At 70.4% G+C, this 18,502-nt stretch carries 17 protein-coding genes; 3 read left to right on the top strand and 14 right to left on the bottom strand.

Going from position 1 to position 18,502, the window contains the following annotated elements:
• The first annotated feature begins 123 nt into the window (after positions 1 to 123).
• Both IG08_RS0100795 and IG08_RS0100800 read left to right on the top strand, forming a co-directional pair.
• Positions 124 to 1,230 (top strand): GNAT family N-acetyltransferase, encoded by a 1,107-nt coding sequence (locus tag IG08_RS0100795; RefSeq protein WP_030594726.1) that lies wholly within the window; start codon positions 124 to 126, stop codon positions 1,228 to 1,230.
• Between the two features lie 29 nt (positions 1,231 to 1,259).
• Entirely contained in the window at positions 1,260 to 2,111 is an 852-nt protein-coding gene (locus IG08_RS0100800) for a transglutaminase family protein (protein WP_030594729.1), read from the top strand.
• Between the two features lie 89 nt (positions 2,112 to 2,200).
• Here IG08_RS0100800 and IG08_RS0100805 read toward each other — a convergent pair whose 3' ends face one another.
• From IG08_RS0100805 to IG08_RS0100840, 8 genes are all read right to left on the bottom strand, one after another.
• A complete protein-coding gene (locus tag IG08_RS0100805) occupies positions 2,201 to 2,818 on the bottom strand; it encodes a response regulator transcription factor (protein WP_030594732.1) in 618 nt (205 codons plus the stop codon).
• Positions 2,815 to 3,981, bottom strand: coding sequence for a sensor histidine kinase (locus IG08_RS0100810; protein WP_030594734.1), 1,167 nt, complete (start codon positions 3,979 to 3,981; stop codon positions 2,815 to 2,817). The genes IG08_RS0100805 and IG08_RS0100810 overlap by 4 nt, the downstream gene beginning before the upstream one ends.
• A complete protein-coding gene (locus tag IG08_RS0100815) occupies positions 3,978 to 4,718 on the bottom strand; it encodes an ABC transporter permease (protein WP_030594737.1) in 741 nt (246 codons plus the stop codon). Before IG08_RS0100815 ends, IG08_RS0100810 begins: the two co-directional genes overlap by 4 nt.
• On the bottom strand, positions 4,715 to 5,635 hold the full coding sequence (locus IG08_RS0100820; protein WP_030594739.1) for an ABC transporter ATP-binding protein: 921 nt from the start codon (positions 5,633 to 5,635) through the stop codon (positions 4,715 to 4,717). The genes IG08_RS0100815 and IG08_RS0100820 overlap by 4 nt, the downstream gene beginning before the upstream one ends.
• Before the next feature lie 148 nt (positions 5,636 to 5,783).
• Positions 5,784 to 8,129 carry a peptidoglycan binding domain-containing protein gene (locus IG08_RS0100825; RefSeq protein WP_030594742.1) on the bottom strand — a complete coding sequence of 782 codons (2,346 nt, stop codon included), beginning with the start codon at positions 8,127 to 8,129 and terminating at the stop codon, positions 5,784 to 5,786.
• A 195-nt stretch (positions 8,130 to 8,324) separates the two neighbouring features.
• Positions 8,325 to 8,735: a DUF6113 family protein gene (locus IG08_RS0100830; RefSeq protein WP_030594744.1), complete on the bottom strand. Its 411-nt coding sequence runs from the start codon at positions 8,733 to 8,735 to the stop codon at positions 8,325 to 8,327.
• Complete coding sequence (mshB, locus tag IG08_RS0100835) at positions 8,732 to 9,589, bottom strand: N-acetyl-1-D-myo-inositol-2-amino-2-deoxy-alpha-D-glucopyranoside deacetylase (RefSeq protein WP_030594747.1); 858 nt, start codon at positions 9,587 to 9,589, stop codon at positions 8,732 to 8,734. Before mshB ends, IG08_RS0100830 begins: the two co-directional genes overlap by 4 nt.
• A 56-nt stretch (positions 9,590 to 9,645) precedes the next feature.
• On the bottom strand, positions 9,646 to 9,840 hold the full coding sequence (locus IG08_RS0100840) for a hypothetical protein (RefSeq protein ID WP_007384493.1): 195 nt from the start codon (positions 9,838 to 9,840) through the stop codon (positions 9,646 to 9,648).
• A 178-nt stretch (positions 9,841 to 10,018) separates the two neighbouring features.
• On the opposite strand from IG08_RS0100840, the gene IG08_RS0100845 reads away from it, so the two are divergent.
• Positions 10,019 to 12,139: a S9 family peptidase gene (locus tag IG08_RS0100845; RefSeq protein ID WP_030594753.1), complete on the top strand. Its 2,121-nt coding sequence runs from the start codon at positions 10,019 to 10,021 to the stop codon at positions 12,137 to 12,139.
• Positions 12,140 to 12,268: 129 nt separating this feature from the next.
• Here the strand turns inward: IG08_RS0100845 and IG08_RS0100850 are convergent, their stop codons facing one another.
• The 6 genes from IG08_RS0100850 to IG08_RS0100875 all read right to left on the bottom strand — a co-directional run bounded on the left by IG08_RS0100850 (position 12,269) and on the right by IG08_RS0100875 (position 18,256).
• Positions 12,269 to 13,354 (bottom strand): ABC transporter ATP-binding protein, encoded by a 1,086-nt coding sequence (locus IG08_RS0100850; RefSeq protein WP_030594756.1) that lies wholly within the window; start codon positions 13,352 to 13,354, stop codon positions 12,269 to 12,271.
• Positions 13,347 to 14,321: an ABC transporter ATP-binding protein gene (locus IG08_RS0100855; protein ID WP_030594759.1), complete on the bottom strand. Its 975-nt coding sequence runs from the start codon at positions 14,319 to 14,321 to the stop codon at positions 13,347 to 13,349. The genes IG08_RS0100850 and IG08_RS0100855 overlap by 8 nt, the downstream gene beginning before the upstream one ends.
• Positions 14,322 to 14,330: 9 nt before the next feature.
• A complete protein-coding gene (locus IG08_RS59880; protein WP_158812162.1) occupies positions 14,331 to 14,480 on the bottom strand; it encodes a hypothetical protein in 150 nt (49 codons plus the stop codon).
• 232 nt (positions 14,481 to 14,712) lie between these two features.
• Complete coding sequence (locus IG08_RS0100865; protein ID WP_030594762.1) at positions 14,713 to 15,693, bottom strand: ABC transporter permease; 981 nt, start codon at positions 15,691 to 15,693, stop codon at positions 14,713 to 14,715.
• Entirely contained in the window at positions 15,686 to 16,609 is a 924-nt protein-coding gene (locus IG08_RS0100870; RefSeq protein ID WP_030594765.1) for an ABC transporter permease, read from the bottom strand. Before IG08_RS0100870 ends, IG08_RS0100865 begins: the two co-directional genes overlap by 8 nt.
• Before the next feature lie 6 nt (positions 16,610 to 16,615).
• Complete coding sequence (locus IG08_RS0100875; protein WP_030594768.1) at positions 16,616 to 18,256, bottom strand: peptide ABC transporter substrate-binding protein; 1,641 nt, start codon at positions 18,254 to 18,256, stop codon at positions 16,616 to 16,618.
• Positions 18,257 to 18,502: the final 246 nt, after the last annotated feature.

Here is an 18,502-nt window from a genome sequence, read left to right on the forward strand (position 1 = left end):
ATAGGGCGCTGGCGGGCCTCCACAGGCTCCGCCGCCTGGCGCGCGGGAGCGCGGCGTCGTCGATGCCCACCTCTAGTATCTCCGTTCTTGGGCATGATCCGAACAGGAGGGGTGAACTGACCTGTGGAAATCTCTGCGACAGGACGCCTCGTGGTCCGTATCACCGCAGCTGACGTGGGTAAACGGGTCTCCGTACGGCGGCTGGGCGAACCGGGCGTCACGCATGAGAAGTTCACCGACACGGTGGGTGTTCTCACATCATGGGACGACGGTGTGCTGCTGATCACGCGGCGGGACGGTCAGAGCGTCCGCATTCCGGAATCCGCGCTGGTCGCGGGCAAGATCGTGCCCCCCGCGCCGGCCCGTCGCAGGGGTCCCGCCGCCTCCTACGAGGAGCTGGCCCGCGTCGCCGCGCGGGCCTGGCGGCCGACGGAGAGCGAGCGGCTCGGCGAGTGGGAACTGAGGGCCGCCTCCGGGTTCACCCGGCGGGCCAATTCCGTGCTGCCGCTCGGTGACCCGGGCCTGCCGCTCGACGAGGCCCTGACCGTCGTACGACGGTGGTACGGCGACCGCGGTCTGCCCGCCTACGTCCAGACCGCGACCGGGGCCGAGGGCACGCAGGAGCTGCTGTGCGCGGAGCTGGAGCGGCGGGCGTGGACGCGGGAGGTGACCGCCGAGCTGTGGATCGGGGCGCTGGCGCCGGTCGCCGACCTGACGGAGGCCGGCGGGGTCGTGCTGTCCCGGGAGGCCGACGATGCCTGGCTGGCGCGCTATCAGCGCAAGGGGATGAGCGAGGTGGCCCTGAAGGTGCTGGGATGTGGGTCCCCCCGCTCATGGGGGTCCCCCCGCTCATGGGGGTCCCCCCGCTCGAGCGAAGCCGAGAGTGGGGGAGAAGCCGAGAGTGGGGGAGGGCCCTCGGTGTGGTTCGCCACGGTGCCCTCCGAGACGGGGGGCGCGCCCGCCGCCATCGGGCGGTGTGTCGTCGACGGGCGGTGGGCCGGCTTCGCCGCCGTGGAGGTGGATCCGGCGCTACGGCGGCGGGGGCTGGCCACCACCGTGATGGCCGCGTTGGCCCTCCGGGCGTTGGACGAAGGGGCGTCGGCCGCGTGGTTGCAGGTCGAAGCGGAGAACGCGGGGGCGCGGGCCCTGTATGCCGGGATGGGGTTCTCCGCGCATCACGCCTATCACCACTATCGCGAGCCGGGAGCCTCCGGCGCCGAGCGGTGGTAGCGATCGCTGTGAAAGGGCACGAGCCAGCTATGCGTCCCCCGTATCCGCCGCCGCCCGAACGTTCCGCCGAACTGCGCCGGCGTTTCGCCGAAGAGGCCCGCTCCGAACGGCCCGATCTGTCGACGCTGTGCCTGCTGGTGGGCGCGGAGGCGGACGGGACGCTGGACGAGGCGGGTCTGGATGCTGCCCAGATCGAGCTCGACCGGCTGGCCGGCCAGTTGCCGTTCCGGCCCGGCGGGCCGCGGTCATGGGCGGTGTCGCTGTGCGAGCTGCTCGGGGACCGATGTGGTTTCCGTGGCACCCCTGCCGACTATCAGCGGCTGGAGTCCTCGCTGCTGCATGAGGTGCTACGGCGGCGGCGCGGGCTGCCGATCCTGTTGTCGGTGGTGTGGATGGAGGTGGCTCGGCGGGCCGGGGCGCCGGTGTACGGGGTGGCTCTGCCGGGGCACTTCGTGGTGGGGTTCGGGCCGCCGGAGGAGCAGGTGCTGGCCGATCCGTTCGACGGGGGGCGGGTGTTGGCGGGGGCCGATGCGGAGTTGTTGGTGGCGGGGGCGACCGGGGCCGCGCTGCAGCCGTCGATGCTTGTGCCTGCGGAGCCGTTGGAGGTTGTGCTGCGGATCCTGAACAACGTGCGGGCGTGGGCTGCGGCTCGGCCTGAGCGGTCGGATGTTGCGCTGTGGGCCGTTGAGTTGTCGCTGTTGCTGCCGTCTCATCCGGCTCGGTTGCGGTATGAGCGGGCGCAACTTCTCGTGCAGCGGGGGGATTTCCTGACAGGTGCCGCCGAGTTGGAGGCGTACGCGGAGATCGTGGCTGCGCTGGATGAGGCTGCGGCCGCTCGGATGCGGCAGCAGGCCCATGCTGCGCGAGCGATGTTGAACTGACGGTTGTGTCGCGGCTGCGGGTTCGTTGTGGCTGGTCGCGCCCACGCGGCGGAGCCGCGAATCGATACAGCCCCGCGCCCCTGGGTGGGCTACAGCCAGCCCTTCTCTCTTGCGATGCGGACTGCCTCTGCCCTGTTGCGTACCGCCAGTTTTTGGATGGCCGTCGAGAGGTAGTTGCGGACCGTGCCCTGGGACAGGTGCAAGGCCGCTGCCAGTTCGGCGTTCGTTGAGCCGTCCGCTGCCGCTCGCAGTACTTCCCGCTCTCGGTCCGTCAGGGGGTTCGCCCCATCCGCCAGGGCAGCCGCCGCCAGCGTCGGGTCGATCACCCGCTCCCCCGCCAGTACCTTGCGTACCGCTTCCGCCAGTTGGGCTGCCGGGGCGTCCTTGACCAGGAAGGCGTCGGCGCCTGCCTCCATGGCGCTGCGGAGGTAGCCGGGGCGGCCGAAGGTGGTGAGGACGACCAGTTTGATCGTCGGGAGTTCCTTGTGGACCTGGGCCGCCGCCTCGATGCCGGTCGCGCCCGGCATTTCGATGTCCAGGAGGGCCACGTCCACGTCGTGGTCGCGGGCCGCCGTCAACACCTCGTCGCCGCGGGCCACTTGGGCGACGACCTCGATGTCGTCCTCGAGGCCGAGCAGCGCGGCCAGTGCCTCGCGGACCATCGACTGGTCCTCGGCGAGCAGGACCTTGATCGTGCGGCTCGTCATGGGGCGGATCCTACGTCGGCCGCGGGACCTGTGGGCACTCGGGCGACCAGGCGGAAGCCGTGCCGCGTCCCGCCCGCCTCCAGGGTGCCGCCCGCCTTGTCCAGGCGCTCGGTGAGGCCGGTCAGGCCGTTGCCGGGGCCCCGGCCGGAGCCGCCGGAGCCGTTGTCCTCGACGGCGAGTTCGAGGACCGGGCCGTCGAGGGTCTGACGGCGGAGCAGCTCCACCGTGCAGCGGCCGGCGCCGCTGTGCCGTACGACGTTGGTGACCGCCTCGCGCAGCGTCCAGGCGAGGGCCGACTCGCTCTCCTCGGGGACGCCGGTGAGGTCGGGTTCGGCGGGGAGCTCGGTGGTGACTCCGGCCGCCGTCAAGGCGACCTGGGCGCCCGCGAGTTCGGCCGCCAGGCGGCGGCGCCGGTAGCCGGTGACGGCCTCACGGACGTCGACGAGGGCCTGCCGGCTGACCTGTTCGATGTCGGTGACCTGCTGGGCCGCCTTCTCGGGGTGCGCCGGGAGCATCCGGCCCGCGAGTTCGCTCTTCAGCGTGATCAACGACAGAGAGTGCCCCAGGAGGTCGTGCAGGTCGCGGGCCAGGCGCAGGCGCTCCTCGTTGGCGGCCAGTTGGGCGACCCTCGCCCGTGCCTCACGCAACTCGACGGTCGTACGGATGAGTTCGCGTACGCCCGTCATCGCGAAGCCGCCGAGCAGCGCCGGGATGAGGAGGGCGCCGATGTAGTCCGTCCCGTCGGAGACGATCAGGGCGAGGGCCGACATCAGGGCGGACGCGCCGGGGATGGTCCAGCGTGCGAGCCGCAGCGGCAGGGCCGCGCCGGACGAGATCGACACGTACACGAAGAGGACGAGCCACTCGCGTCCGAGTGTGAGGACGAGAAGGGTCGACTCGGCCGACAGGACCGCGAGCGAGGCGAGCACGAAGCTCTGGGCGTTGCGGCGGCCGGTCCGGAAGAGCAGGGCCAGGTACCAGACGACGAAGCCCGCGAGGCCGAGCCAGCCGAGGACGACGGCGACGGTGCCGTGGCCGCCGTGCAGCAGATCCGAGACGGGCGCGCTCAGGTAGACCAGCCAGATGCCCGTCCACAGCATCTTGACCATGGTCTGCTTGCGGGTTTCCGGGCGCTGCCCGATGCCGACGCCGGTGCCGCTCACGCCTTCAACGTGTCCTTCCGGTACAGCCAGGCCGCGCCGCCCGCGAACAGGGCGAAGGAGACGACCAGGATGGCGATGTCCTGTGCGTGCGGGGCCCGGCTCTGTTCGATGGCCCGCCCGAGGGCAGCGTACGCGTGCGTGGGCAGCCACTTGGCGATGTCCTGCAGCCAGGTCGGGAAGGTCGTCGTAGGCATCCACAGGCCGCCGAGCATCGACAGGCCGAAGTAGGTGATCATCGTGATCGGGCGGACCGCGTCCCCGCTCGCGAGGTAGCCGATGGCCACGCCGAGCGCGGCGAAGACCAGGCTGCCGGCCCAGATCGCGCCGGTGAGGGCGAGCCACTGCCAGGCGTCCAGCCGTACGTCCTTCACGGCCGCGGCGACGACGAAGACGATGACGATCGACGGCAGGCTCACCACGGCGGCGCTCGCCGTCTTCGCGAGGACGTACCCGCGCCCCGGCAGCGTGGTCAGCCTCAACTGCCGTACCCAGCCGCTCTCCCGCTCCTTGGCGATGCGCTCGCTGTTGCCCATCAGGACGGCGGTGAGAGCGCCGAAGGAGGCCATCGAGACCATCATGTAGGTCGCGACGGTCAGACCGGTGCCGGCGACCTTGTCCGTGCCGCCGGCGTTGCCCGCGATGATCAGGAACAGCAGCGACGGGTACAGCACCGAGAAGAACAGGAACTTGCGGTTGCGCAGGGCACGGGCGAGTTCGAGCTTGATCAGACTGTTCATGACGTACGGGCCTCCTCGGCCTCGGTGATGGCCACGAACGCCTGCTCCAGGCCGAGCCCGGCGACTTCGAGGTTGCGGGGGTAGACGCCGAGGCCGTACAGGGCGTGGACGGTCGCGTCGGCGTCGGAGGACTGGATGCGGACGGTCTGGCCGGATACGTCGATCGAGGTCAGGAAGGGGAGGTTCCGCAGCGGGACCGCGTCGATCGCGCCGCCGTCCCGGTCGAGGTCCAGGTCGAAGGAGATCCGCCGCGCCCCCGCCTTCGCCTTGATCTCGGCCGCCGTGCCGTCCGCCAGCAGCCGGCCCCGGTGCAGCACCAGCACCCGGTCGGCGATGGCGTCCGCCTCCTCCAGGTAGTGGGTGGCGAAGAGGACCGTACGGCCCTGGTCGGCCTGCTCGCGCATGGTGGACCAGAAGGCCTGGCGGGCGGAGACGTCCATGCCGGTGGTCGGCTCGTCCAGGACGATCAGGTCGCTGTCGCCGGCCGTGGCGAGCGCGAAGCGGACCCGCTGGGCCTGGCCGCCGGAGAGCTTGTTGACCTTGCGGTCGGCGATCTGGGCGATCCCGGCCCGGGCGAGGACGTCGCTGACCTTGTACGGCTTCGGGTGCAGCGCGCACGCGAGCCGCACCAGTTCCTCGGCCGTGACCTCGTCCATCAGCCCGCCGCTCTGCAGCATCGCGCCCACCCGTCCGGCGACGATGGCCTCGCGCGGTCCGGTGCCGAAGACACGGACCGTGCCGGCGTCCGGCTGCTTGAGCCCGAGGAGCAGGTCGAGGGTGGTCGACTTGCCGGCCCCGTTCGGGCCCAGCAGGGCCACCGTCTCCCCCGGGTGCAGCGCGAGCGTCAGCCCGTCGACGGCCCGCACGCTCCCGTAGCTCTTGCTCACCTGGTCGAACCCGACCGCTGTGGTTGTCATGTGGTCCAGAGTGGCTCTCAGGACCCCTCGCCCGGCAGTGTCGGCGATCCTGACTGCCGGATGACAGATGTCATACGTCGACCAGGGCGCCGTACGACGAAGAGGGCACCCGGCGTGTGCCGGGCGCCCTCTGTCGGGTCGCGCGCCCCTAGTTGGGGGTGGTGTCGATGACCTGGGTGCGCTCCGCCGCCGTCTTGGCGCGCAGGGCCTTGCCCAGCGCGGAGGCGACGTCCTCCGGCAGGACGTCACGCTTGCCGCTCGCGCCGTCGATCTTCACGCCGTCGAAGGTGGTGCCGTACGCCGCCTTGAGCGCCTTGAGGTCGTACTTCTCCACGAGCTTGCCGTCGACAGCCTTGAAGCCGAGGATCTTCGGCAGGGACAGGGCGCCGAACTGGATGCTGTGCGCCGAGTCGGTCTGGATGGTGACGATCTCGGACATCGCGGGCTCCGCGAACTCCTTCATCATCCGGTCGACCTCGGCGTTCGAGACAGTCGGCTGCTTGGTGGTCGTCGGGAGCTTCACCGCGGCGGAGGTGCCGGTCTCCACCTGGCTGCGGTACGCCTCCTCGACCGCCGTGGTCGACTGGGCGACGTTGATGCCCTTGCCGGCCTTGCCGTACACGGCGACGGCCTTGCCGTTCTTGAACACGATCGTGCCGTCGGTCGCCGAGCCGGAGCCGCCGGCGGCGTCCTGGAGGGCGGCGGTGAGCTTCTCCTCGTCGACCGGCATGACCGGGTCGACGACCCGGTGGTTGCCGAAGAGCGAGCCGATCACGGAGATCGGGTTGTAGTCGCTCTGCGCGGCCGCGGCGACCGTGGCCTGCTCGTCGAGCTGGAGCCCCGCCTGGTCCGGCGTGAGCGAGACGGTGTCGCCGTCGACCGACAGCTTCAGCGCCGCGTCGACGCGCTTGCCGAAGGCGTCGTCGAGCTTCTTGACGGCGTCGTCGCGGGTGCCGCCACCGATGTCGACGCCGAGCACATAGGTGCCCTTGGGCACGTCGGAGCGGTTCATCAGCAGTCCGGCGCCGTAGGCACCGATGCCGACGAGGACCACGAGGACGCCGACCAGCGTGAGCTTGCTGCGCCCCTTCTTCTTCTTTTTCTTCTTGGACGAGGCGGCCGGCGCGTCCTGCGAGGCCGTCTCGGGCAGCTTCGGGGGCGTGTGCGGCAGCGGTCCGTCGGCGTGGGCGCCCGGCCCGAACGGTCCGTTCTGGGCGCCGGGCGGTACGACGGGGATGCCGCTGGTGACGGTGTGCCCGGAGACGTTGTCCGGGTTGCCGAAACCGGGCGTGCCGGGCTCGGGGGCCGGCTTCTGCGGGGTGAGGATCGCGGTGTCGTCGCTCAGGCCGCCGCCGGGGCCGAGGTTGGTGCGGGGGCCGGGGCCGGGAGCACCGGGGCCGCTGAAGGGCTCGCCGCCGAAGGCCTGCGGGCCGTTGCTGATGGGAGAGACCTGCGGTCCGTTGCTGATGGGCGGGACCCGCGGGCCGTCGCCGGTGACCGGGCCGCCGGTCGGGCCCGAGGGGCCCTGCGGTCCGCCGGGGCCACCCGGGCCGTTCGGCCCGTTGAAGCCGCCGTAGCTGTTCTGGCCGCCCTGGCTGCCGTACGGGCTCTCGCTGTTCGGGCCGCCGTAGGGGCTCTGACCGTTCTGGGCGTTCGGGCCGCCGCTCCCGTTCCCGCCCGCGCTCCCGTTCCCGTTCCCGTTCCCGTTCTCCGAGAAGTACGGCAGGTCGTCGCGGCGCGGCTCGGCGCCGCCCGTGCCGGGACGCGGGCCGGCGGCCAGCGCCTCGGTGACGTCGAAGGAGCCCGTGCCGCCGCCGTGGCCGGGAGCCACGGGCCCGCCGGTGGCGCCGGGGAGCCCGGCACCGTTCGTGCCGCCGCCGGGGCGGGAACCGCCCGCACCGCCGGGCCGGGAGCCGCCCGGCACGCTCATGGAACCGACCACGCCACCGGGCCGCCCGGCACCGGGACGCGCACCACCGGGCGCACCCGCGCCAGTACCGGCACCCGTGCTGGGACGCGCACCGCCAGGCGCACCCGCGCCACCGGCGCCCGGTGCACCCGAACTGCCCGGCACACCGGCCCCGTTGGTCGCGCCGCCGCCCGGACCGCCAGTGGGGGGCCCGGACTTGCGGGGCGCAAACCAGTCGCTGGTCTTCTCCCCGGCGGGCGCGGCGGGCTCGGCGAGGCCCGCGGACGCAGTGGCACGCGGCGCCGGCACCTCGGTGTCCGGGCCCTTGTCGTCGGGGCCCTCGGACTCGCCGACGGGCTGGCGCACGACGACCGGAGGAATGGGCCGCGAGCCGGGGATGTTGATCCGGATCCGGGTCGTCAGCGTCGTCTCGGTCTTGCGTTCCTCAGGCTGCGCGGCCGAACGGTCCGCGTCCGGACCGCCGTCGGACGCCATGGGCGTCCCGTACGGCGGCGTGCCCGAGGGGTATGCGGCTCCGCCGCGCCCGTTGGGCCCGGAGGACGGACTGTCAGTTTCACGACTCAAGGCAGGTTCTCCTGGTTGGCTCCGCCGCCCGTTTCGACCTTCACTGCGAGTGGGGGTCCCCCCGGCCGAGTGGTTCGAGGCCGGGAGAGGCTCGGCGGCGCGCACCACCATACTGGCCACTTCTGGCCCGTATCCCACGACCGCTTCGGAAACCCACACCGGACTCCCACGCGCTCGATGCGGCGAAGTGGTACGTCACTTGCCAAGTCGGACGGCATCGCCGACTGGTTGCCGCCCTTGCGCAAGGGTGGCGCAGATCACAGCCAGAGCCATGCCGCCGAGCAGGAAGAGATAGGAGCCACTTCCCGCGGCGAAGACGAAGTCTCCTTCCGGGCGGCTGGCGGTGAGGAAGACGACGGCGAGCATCCAGCCGCCGGCCGGCGCCACCGCCCCGGCTCTGCTGCCGGTGACCCGCGCGCCGCCGAGGCAGAGCCCCGCCTGGCCCGCGAGGGCGAGCAGCAGCCCGCCCGGGAACCAGCCGGCCTGCACCAGCGCCCCGGCCGCGCCGACCGCCACACCGAGCACGAAGAGCCCCAGGTAGGCGGCGACCCGTCCGGCGGAGGGCCGCTGCAGCGGCTGGGCCAGCATCGACGTCCGGTCGCTCATGACGCCTCCTCGATGCCGGCGAACAGATCGGTATCGCTCACACCTGTGTGTTCCCCGCGCACCAACTCGTAGTACTCGGTGGTGAAGAGGGGTTGCGCGAGTTCGTTGGAGAGCACGAAGTACCGCTCGGCGACCGTGATCTGCGTGGCGTGCGCGCGCATCGCGGCGGCCTTCGCGGCGGCGTACGCCGTGCCGTCGATCTCGGCGGTGATCCGCTCGTCGTCGACCACACCAGGTACGTCGTCGAGGACACCGGACTTGGTGAAGGGGAGGCCGGGCAGGTCCGCCTCCAGCCGGCCGAAGGCGGCTTCGCCGACCGTGCGCGGCACCCGGTTCCAGTAGACCTTCTCGATCTCCCAGCCCGCCGCGGCGGCCAGCTCGACGGCACGCATCGCGACCCGGTGGGCCTGGATGTGGTCGGGGTGGCCGTATCCGCCGTTGTCGTCGTAGGTGACGAGGACCTGGGGGCGTACCTCGAGGATCACCTCGACCAGCTGCGCGGCCGCCTCGTCGACGTCCGCCTGCCAGAAGCAGGCGGGGTCGTCGTTGTCGGGGAGGCCCATCATCCCGGAGTCCCGGTATCTGCCGGTGCCGCCGAGCAGGCGGAAGTCCTCGACGCCGAGTTCACGCATGGCCGCGGTGAGCTCGCCCAGCCGGTACTCGCCCAGCGCGGCGCCGGTCAGGTGCCTCAACTCGGGCGGGATGACCTCGCCGAGCTCGCCGAGGGTGCAGGTGACGAGGGTCACCCGGGCGCCCTCGGCCGCGTACCGGGCCATGGTCGCGCCGTTGTTGATCGACTCGTCGTCCGGGTGCGCATGCACCAGAAGCAGACGCCGGGGCGGCAGTTCCGTCATGGCCCCACCCTACGAGGCCGTGCCGCGGCTCCCGCGCAGGGTCCTCCGGGGCAGCGTCAGAACTTGATGCTGCCGATCATGCCCGCGATGTTCGTCGTCAGCTCGCTGATGGTCGGGGCGATCGAGGAGGCGGCCAGATAGAAGCCGAGCAGGATGCACACGACAGCGTGCCCGCCCTTCAGCCCTGATTTCTTGACCAGCAGGAAGACGATGATCGCCAGCAGCACCACCGCCGAAATCGAGAGTGCCACGGCGGTTCACCTCCAAAGATCCCAGGAACGCGGGGGGTCGGACCACGGGGTCGGATATATCCATACAGCAGCCAGCAGGTTCATACCCACCAAGCGCTAGTGATCATAACTATCCGTGCCTGCGCATCGATCGGCGCACGGCCGCACAAGGGGGCGCACTGGCCAATATGGTCGGGGCATGACGACCGAGCCTGACTCCTTCCCCCGTCGGCACGCCCGCACCCAGCGCTTCACGCTCGGCGCACCGCGCGCTTTCACCGTGGCGCCCGACGGTGCGCGTGTCGTGTTCCTGCGCTCGAACTCCGGCACGGAGCGCGCCGGTTCCCTGTGGGTGCTCGACACCGGGGACGGCGGGGAGCGCGTGGCGGCCGACCCACGCGCCCTCCTGGGCGGCACCGAGGAGCACCTCTCGCCCCAGGAGCGGGCACGCCGGGAACGCAGCCGCGAGGGCGGCGCCGGCATCGTCGGCTACGCCACCGACACGGCCGTGGAGTTGGCCTCTTTCGCCTTGTCAGGGCGGCTTTTCGCGGCGGAGCTGCGAGCCGGCACGGCACGTGAACTCCCGGTCCCCGGACCGGTGATCGACCCCCGCCCCTCACCGGACGGGCGGTACGTCGCGTACGTCACCCAGGGCGCCCTGCGGGTGGTGAGCACCGAGGGCGAGTACGACCGGGTGCTCGCCGAGCCCCATGAGGCTCATGTCACCTACGGTCTCGCCGAGTTCATCGCGGCGGAGGAGATGGGCCGCTCACGGGGCTTCTGGTGGTCGCCGGAGTCGGACCGACTGCTGGTCGCGCGCGTGGACGACACGCCGGTGCGCCGGTGGTGGATCTCCGATCCGGCCCACCCGGAGCGTGATCCACAACACGTCCCGTACCCGGCGGCGGGCACCGCCAACGCGGACGTACGGCTCTTCGTGATCGGCCTCGACGGGACCCGCACGGAGGTCGCCTGGGACCGCGCGCGGTATCCGTATCTCGCCCATGTGCACTGGTCAGGGGCGGGTGCACCGCTGATCCTTGTGCAGGCGCGGGACCAGCGCAGCCAGTTGTTCCTGGCCGTGGACCCGGAGTCGGGGGCGACCCGGATGGTGCACGCGGACGAAGATCCAATTTGGCTTGATCTTTTCCCGGGGGTGCCCTGCTGGAGCCCGTCCGGGCAGCTCGTCCGCATCGCCGACGAGGGCGGCGCACGGGTCCTCACGGTCGGCGAACGCCCGCTGACCGGCCCGCAGTTGCACGTCCGTGCCGTGCTGGACGTCTCCGCCGACGAGGTGCTGGTCTCGGCGTCGGCCGGCGAGGACGCGGCCACCCCGGAGACCGGCGAGGTGCACGTCTACCGGGTGAACGAGCTCGGAGTGGAGCGCGTCTCGCAGGAGCCCGGCGTGCACTCGGCGGTGCGCGCCGGGGGCGTGACCGTGCTGGTGTCCGCGACGCTCGACGTGCCGGGGGCCCGGGCACAGGTGCTGCGGGACGGGAAGCCGACGGCGACTGTCACGTCGTATGCCGAAGATCCCGGTATGTCCCCGCGCGTGACGCTCGTCGAGGGGGGCGCACGCCGCATCCCGTGCGCCGTGCTCTTGCCGCGGGACTACGCCGGTGACACCTCCCTGCCGGTCCTCCTCGACCCGTACGGCGGACCGCACGGGCAGCGGGTGGTCGCCGCGCACAACCCCCACCTGACCTCGCAGTGGTTCGCCGACCAGGGGTTCGCGGTGGTCGTCGCCGACGGACGGGGCACCCCGGGGCGCTCCCCCGCCTGGGAGAAGGCGGTCCGGGACGACCTCGCGGCGGTCGTCCTGGAGGACCAGGTCGACGCGCTCCAGGCCCTCGCCGCCGACTTCCCGCTCGACCTGGGCAAGGTCGCCATCCGCGGCTGGTCCTTCGGCGGCTATCTGGCGGCGCTCGCGGCGCTGCGCCGGCCGGACGTCTTCCACGCGGCGGTGGTGGGCGCCCCGGTCACCGACCTGCGCCTGTACGACACCCACTACCAGGAGCGCTACATCGGCCACCCGGACGAGCAGCCCGAGGTCTACCGCCGCAACTCGGTGATCGACGACGAGGGTCTGGTCGACGCGGCCGAGCCGCACCGGCCGATGATGATCATTCATGGCCTGGCGGACGACAACGTCGTGGTCGCCCACTCCCTGCGGCTCTCCTCGGCCCTGCTGGCCGCGGGCCGTCCGCACGAGGTGCTGCCGCTGTCCGGGGTGACGCACATGACTCCGCAGGAGACGGTCGCGGAGAACCTGCTGCGGCTCCAGCTGGACTTCCTGAAGCGGTCGCTGGGGCTGTCGTAACCCATACAAATGTGCATCAATCGCGTTAACACGCAGGCAACTTGGCCGACCCGATCCCGATATACGGACGCGTCAATCTAAACAACGTACGGCCGTGCGGGTGCCGTAAACGGACCGGGGTGCGCCATGTCACCCCGGTCCGTTGCTTTTCCCCTCCGGATCCTGCGGCTCCTGCGGCTCCTCGGATGGGACCACCTGCTTCTCCTCTGCGAAGTGGCAGGCGGAGTCGTGCGCCGCCGGGCCGGTCACGTGACGGAACTCCGCGGGGACCGCGAGCGCCGGCACCTCCAGTTCGCAGCGCTCCTGGGCCTTCCAGCAGCGGGTCCGGAAGCGGCATCCGGACGGGATGTTCGTCGGGGAGGGCACGTCCCCCGCGAGGATGATCCGCTCCCGGTGTTCCCGGGCCTCCGGGTCGGGCACGGGTACGGCGGACAGCAGGGCCTGTGTATAGGGGTGCGTCGGGTGGTCGTAGATCTCGGCGTCCTTGCCGATCTCGACGATCCGCCCGAGGTACATCACCCCGACCCGGTCCGAGATGTGCCGGACGATCGACAGGTCGTGCGCGATGAAGAGGTACGAGAGCTCGAACTCGTCCTGCAGGCCCGCCATCAGGTTGATGACCTGGGCCTGGACCGACACGTCGAGGGCCGAGACCGGTTCGTCCGCGACGATGACCTCCGGGCGCAGCGCCAACCCCCGTGCGATGCCGATGCGTTGGCGCTGGCCGCCGGAGAACTGGTGCGGATAGCGGTTGATGTACTCCGGGTTGAGGCCTACGACGTCCAGCAGGTCCTGCACCTTGCGGCGCCGGTCGCCCTTCGGGGCCACCTCGGGGTGGATGTCGTAGGGCTCCCCGATGATGTCGCCGACCGTCATCCGGGGGTTGAGGGAGGTGTAGGGGTCCTGGAAGACCATCTGGATGTTGCGGCGGACCGACTTGAGGGCCTTGCCGGACAGCTTGCTGATGTCCTCGCCCTTGAAGCGGATCTCCCCCGCCGTCGGGCGTTCCAGGTTGACCAGCATCTTGGCGACCGTCGACTTGCCGCAGCCGGACTCGCCGACGATGCCGAGGGTTTCGCCTCGGTTGAGGGTGAAGTCGACGCCGTCGACCGCCTTCACGGCGCCGACCTGCTTCTTGAAGAGGATGCCCGTGGTGAGCGGGTAGTGCTTGACCAGCCCGCTCACCTCCAGAATCGGCTCCTGGTGCTCAGCCATTCAGGCACTCCCTCCAGAAGTGGCAGGCGCTGTCGCGGTCTTCGGACACGTCGTACAGCGGGGGTACGTCCGTGCGGCACACGTCCTGGGCCATGGGGCACCGGGGGTTGAAGGCGCAGCCGGGCGGGATGTTCATGAGGTTCGGGGGCAGGCCCTTGATGGCGTAGAGCTCCTGGCCCTTCTGGTCCAGGCGCGGGATGGAGTCGAGCAGGCCGCGGGTGTAGGGGTGGGCGGGCGCCTTGTAGATGTCGTGGACGGGTGCGGATTCCACGATCCGTCCCGCGTACATCACCGCGATCCGGTCCGCGACGTCCGCGACCACGCCGAGGTCGTGGGTGATGAGGATGAGCCCCATGTTGTACTCGCGCTGCAGCTCGGCGAGCAGGTCCATGACCTGGGCCTGGACGGTGACGTCCAACGCGGTCGTGGGCTCGTCGGCGATGATGAGGGCCGGCTCCAGTGCGAGGGCCATCGCGATCATGATGCGCTGGCGCATACCGCCGGAGAACTGGTGCGGGTACTGCTTGACCCGCTCCTTGGCGCCGGGGATGCGGACGCGGTCCATCAGCTCGACGGCCTTGGCCCGCGCGTCCTTCTTCGACATGCCACGGTGGACCACGAACATCTCGCCGAGCTGATCGCCCACGCTCAGCACCGGGTTCAGCGACGACAGCGCGTCCTGGAAGATCATCGCCATCTCGGCGCCGCGGACCTTCCTCCGCTCCTCCTCCTTCAGCTTGAGCAGGTCCTTGCCCTGGAAGAGGATCTCGCCGCCGGTGATCCTCCCGGGCGGGATGTCGAGGATGCCCATGATCGCCTGCGCGGTCACCGACTTCCCCGACCCCGACTCACCGAGCACCGCGAGCGTCTCCCCCGCGTCCACCCCGTAGTCGACCCCGTTCACGGCCTTGGCGACCCCGTCCCGGGTCCGGAACTCCACATGCAGGTCACGCACTTCGAGCAGCACGACGACGACTCACCTCAACTTCGGATCGAGGGCGTCGCGGACCGCGTCGCCGAACATGACGAACGCGGACCCCGTGACCGCCCCTACGCCCCCGGTCCGCCACCACGCGGGCGGGCGTCCGGCCCAGGGCAGGCCCGCGCCCCACACCATGGCCGCCACGACACCGGGAACTCCATGGACGCCCCGTGCCCGATCCCGGAGCCACACCCGCGGGCCTCGCACTTCCCGCACCATGACCCCGTCACCTCGCCTTCGGGCCGAAGGCATCACGCACCGCGGCGCCGAGCGGCAGGTCCCAGGACCGCCACCGCCCATGGCCGACACCCGACCGCCCCCCGCCGGGCCCCCGAACCACACCCGCAGGCCACCCACGTCCAGCGCCATCACGCCGTCACCGCAGCTTCGGGTCGAGGGCGTCGCGGACCGCGTCGCCGAGCATGATGAAGGCGAGGACCGTGAGGGCGAGGGCTCCGGCCGGCCAGAGGAGCATGTGCGGAGCGTTGCGGATGTAGGCGGAGGCCGCCGAGATGTCGATGCCCCAGCTGACCGTGGGCGGCTTCAGGCCGACGCCGAGGTACGACAGGGTCGCCTCCAGGGAGATGTACGTGCCGAGGGCGATGGTCGCCACGACGATCACCGGGGCGACCGCGTTGGGGGTGATGTGGCGAAGCAGGAGGCGGGAGTTGGAGGCGCCCAACGCCCTGGCCGCCTGCACGTAGTCGTTCTGTTTGGCGGTGATGACCGAGCCGCGCGCGATGCGGGAGATCTGCGGCCAGCCGAGCAGCACCATGAAGCCGATGACCGGCCAGACCGTGTTGCTGGTCACCACCGACAGCAGGACCAGGCCGCCGAGGACGACCGGGATCGCGAAGAAGACGTCGGTGATGCGGGAGAGGACCGAGTCCCAGAACCCGCCGAAGAACCCCGCGAGCCCGCCGAGGACCGAGCCGAGGAGAGCCACCCCGAGCGTGGCGCAGACGCCGACCGTGACGGACGTACGGGCGCCGTACACCGTGCGCGTGTAGACGTCGCAGCCCTGACCGTCGTAGCCGAAGGGGTGGCCGGGCTGGGAGCCCTCCTGGGCCTTGGCGAGGTCGCACTTGAGGGGGTTGCCGGAGGCGATCAGCGAGGGCCACAGGGAGATGACGACGAGGAAGAGGATCACCAGGGCCGAGATGATGAAGACCGGGTTGCGGCGCAGGTCGCGCCAGGCGTCGGACCAGAGGGAGCGGGGCTTCTCCGAGGGGCCTGTGCCCTGCGGGCCGCCGGGAGTCTTCTCCAGGGTCGCCCCCTCGCTCGTCGCGAGGTCCATCGCCCCGCCCATGCCGGTCGCGGCGATCGCCCCCTCGGGCTCGTGAGGCTGCTCAGGCATAGCGGATCCTGGGGTCGAGGACGGCGTACAGGAGGTCGACGAGCAGGTTGGCGACCAGGAACACGAGGACCAGGACCGTCACGAAGCCGACGACGGTCTGGGTGTTCTGGCGGAGGATGCCCTGGTAGAGCTGGTAGCCGACGCCGTGGATGTTGAAGATGCGCTCGGTGACGATCGCGCCGCCCATGAGCGCGCCGATGTCGGTGCCGATGAAGGTGACGACGGGGATCAACGAATTGCGCAGGAGGTGACGGGTGATGACTCTCCTGCGAGGCAACCCCTTCGCCACCGCCGTACGGACGTAGTCCGAGCGCCGGTTCTCCGCGATGGACGTGCGGGTCAGCCTCGTCACGTACGCGAGGGAGACCGAGGCGAGGACCAGGCCGGGCACGATCAGCTCACTGAACGTGGCGTCCGTCGACACCGACGGCTTGATCCACCCCCACTCGACACCGAGCAGCAGCTGGAGCAGCAGACCGGTGACGAAGGTGGGGATGGAGATCACGACGAGGGTGAGGAGCAGGACCGAGGTGTCGACGGGCCGGCCGCGGCGCAGGCCCGTGACGACACCCAGCGAGATGCCGATGACGATCTCGAAGACGATCGCCACGACCGTCAGCCGGATGGTGACCGGGAACGCCGTCGACATCAGCTCGGTGACCTTCTGGCCGTTGAACGCCGTACCGAAGTCGCCGGTGAAGACGTTCCCCATGTAGGTCAGGTATTGCTGCCAGACCGGCTTGTCGAGGCCGAACTCCTTCTTCAGCTGGGCGGCCGTGGCGGCGTCGCACTGCTTGTCGCCGCACAGGCCCGCGATGGGGTCGCCCATGACGTTGACCATGAGGAAGATGAGCAGCGTGGCCCCGATGAACACCGGGATCATCTGGAGCAGACGCCGGGCGACGTAGCGTCCCATGGCGGCTCAGCTGACCTTGATCTCGTTGTAGACCGGGACGCTGAAGGGGTTGAGCTTCACGTTGGAGAGCCGCTCCGAGTAGCCGGCGCTGCCGTTCTGGTACCAGAGCGGGATGGCGCCCATGTTGTCCCGCAGGACCTCTTCCGCGTCCTGGAACTTCTCCACCGCCTTCGCCGTGTCCGTCTCGGCGTTGGCCTCGTCGACGAGCTTGTCGAAGTCCTTGTTGGTCCACTTGCCGTCGTTGGAGGAGGCGTTGGTGTAGTAGAGCGGCTGGAGGAAGTTCTGGATGAGCGGGTAGTCCATCTGCCAGCCCGCCCGGAAGGGGCCGCTCATCTTCTTGTCGGTGATCTGGTTGCGGAAGTCGGCGAAGGTGCCGACCGGGTTGCCGACGCAGGCCTTGTCGTTGTCGAGCGCGTTGTTGATGGAGTTGCAGACCGCGTCGACCCACTGCTTGTGGGAGCCGGTGTCCGCGTTGTACGTGATCTTGATCCCGCCGCCGGGGAGCCCACCGCCCTCCTCGATCAGCTTCTTGGCCGCGTCGGCGTCGTACTCGCAGGCGTCCCCGCACAGACCGTCCTTGAAGCCGCCCTCCTCGCCGAGGACCGGGGAGGTCCAGTCGGTGGCGGGGGTGCGGGTCTTCTGGAAGATCGTCTCGGTGATCTGGTCGCGGTTGATCGCCCGGGACAGGCCCGTGCGGACCTTCTCCATCCCGTCCTTGTTCCAGGCACTGTCGTAGAACGGGAACGCGAGGGTCTGGATGATGCCGGCCGGGGTGTTGATGTAGCGGTCGCCGAGGTCGCTCTTCACGTTCTTGAGCTGGGCGGCCGGGACGTCGTCGACCAGGTCGAGGTTGCCGGCCATGAGGTCGGTGTAGGCGGTGTTGTTGTCGGTGTAGACCTTCAGGGTCACACCGCCGTTCTGCGCCTTGTCCTCGCCGGGGTAGCCGTCCCACTTCTTGAGGGCCATCTGCGAGCCCTTGGTGTACGAGTCGATGGCGTACGGACCGTTGCCGACCGGCTTCGCCACCCAGGCCGCGTGGTCGTCGAAGAACGCCTGCGGGAGCGGGGCGTAGGCCGGGTAGCCGAGGGTGTCGGGGAAGGTCGAGAACTTCTGGCTGAGCTTGACGGTGAAGGTGTTGTCGCCGGTGGCCTTCAGGCCGGAGAGCGTCTCGGCGGTCTGCTTGCTGCCGTCGTCGGGGTGCGTCTTGTCGTAGCCCTCGATGTAGCCGAAGAAGTACGCGTTCTTCTGGTTGTTCTTCAGGCTCGCGCCGTAGTTCCAGGCGTCGACGAAGGACTTGGCGGTGACCTTCTCGCCGTTGCTGAAGGTCCAGCCGCTCTTGACGGTGATGGTGAAGTTCTGCGAGTCGCTCGTCTCGATCTTCTCGGCGAGCATGTCCTCGGCCTCGCCGGTCTCCGGGTCGTACTTCTTCAGGGACCGGAAGATCATGTCGAGGACCTTGCCGCCCTGCACCTCGTTGGTGTTGGCCGGCTCGAGCGGGTTCTGCGGGTCACCCCAGGAGGAACTCAGCACCGCGCCGCCGTCAGCGCTGCCGCCGCCGCTGTCGCTGTCCCCGCCCCCGCAGGCGGTCGCCGCGAGGGCTACCGCCGCCGCGCATGCGGCCCATTTGGCGTGCGTGGCTCCACGCATGGAGTGCCTCCTCGAGAAGCGCTGTGCAATGAGCCGCTTTTTGCATGCGCATTGCGTTGTGCCACAGCGCCGGGGCGCTGATCCGTTATCGGCCAATATCGGCCCAAAAAGATCAGAGTGCACACGGGCCCCACCCTTTGGGGGAACGCACCATCCGGATGCACGCACCTGGGAGGAGCGACGAATCGGACCTTCCGGATCTTGCGCAGTGGATCTTAGATGTATGACGCAATGGATCATCGTGAT

It is taken from the genome of Streptomyces fulvoviolaceus (assembly GCF_000718165.1).
In the GTDB taxonomy this organism is placed as follows: domain Bacteria; phylum Actinomycetota; class Actinomycetes; order Streptomycetales; family Streptomycetaceae; genus Streptomyces; species Streptomyces fulvoviolaceus.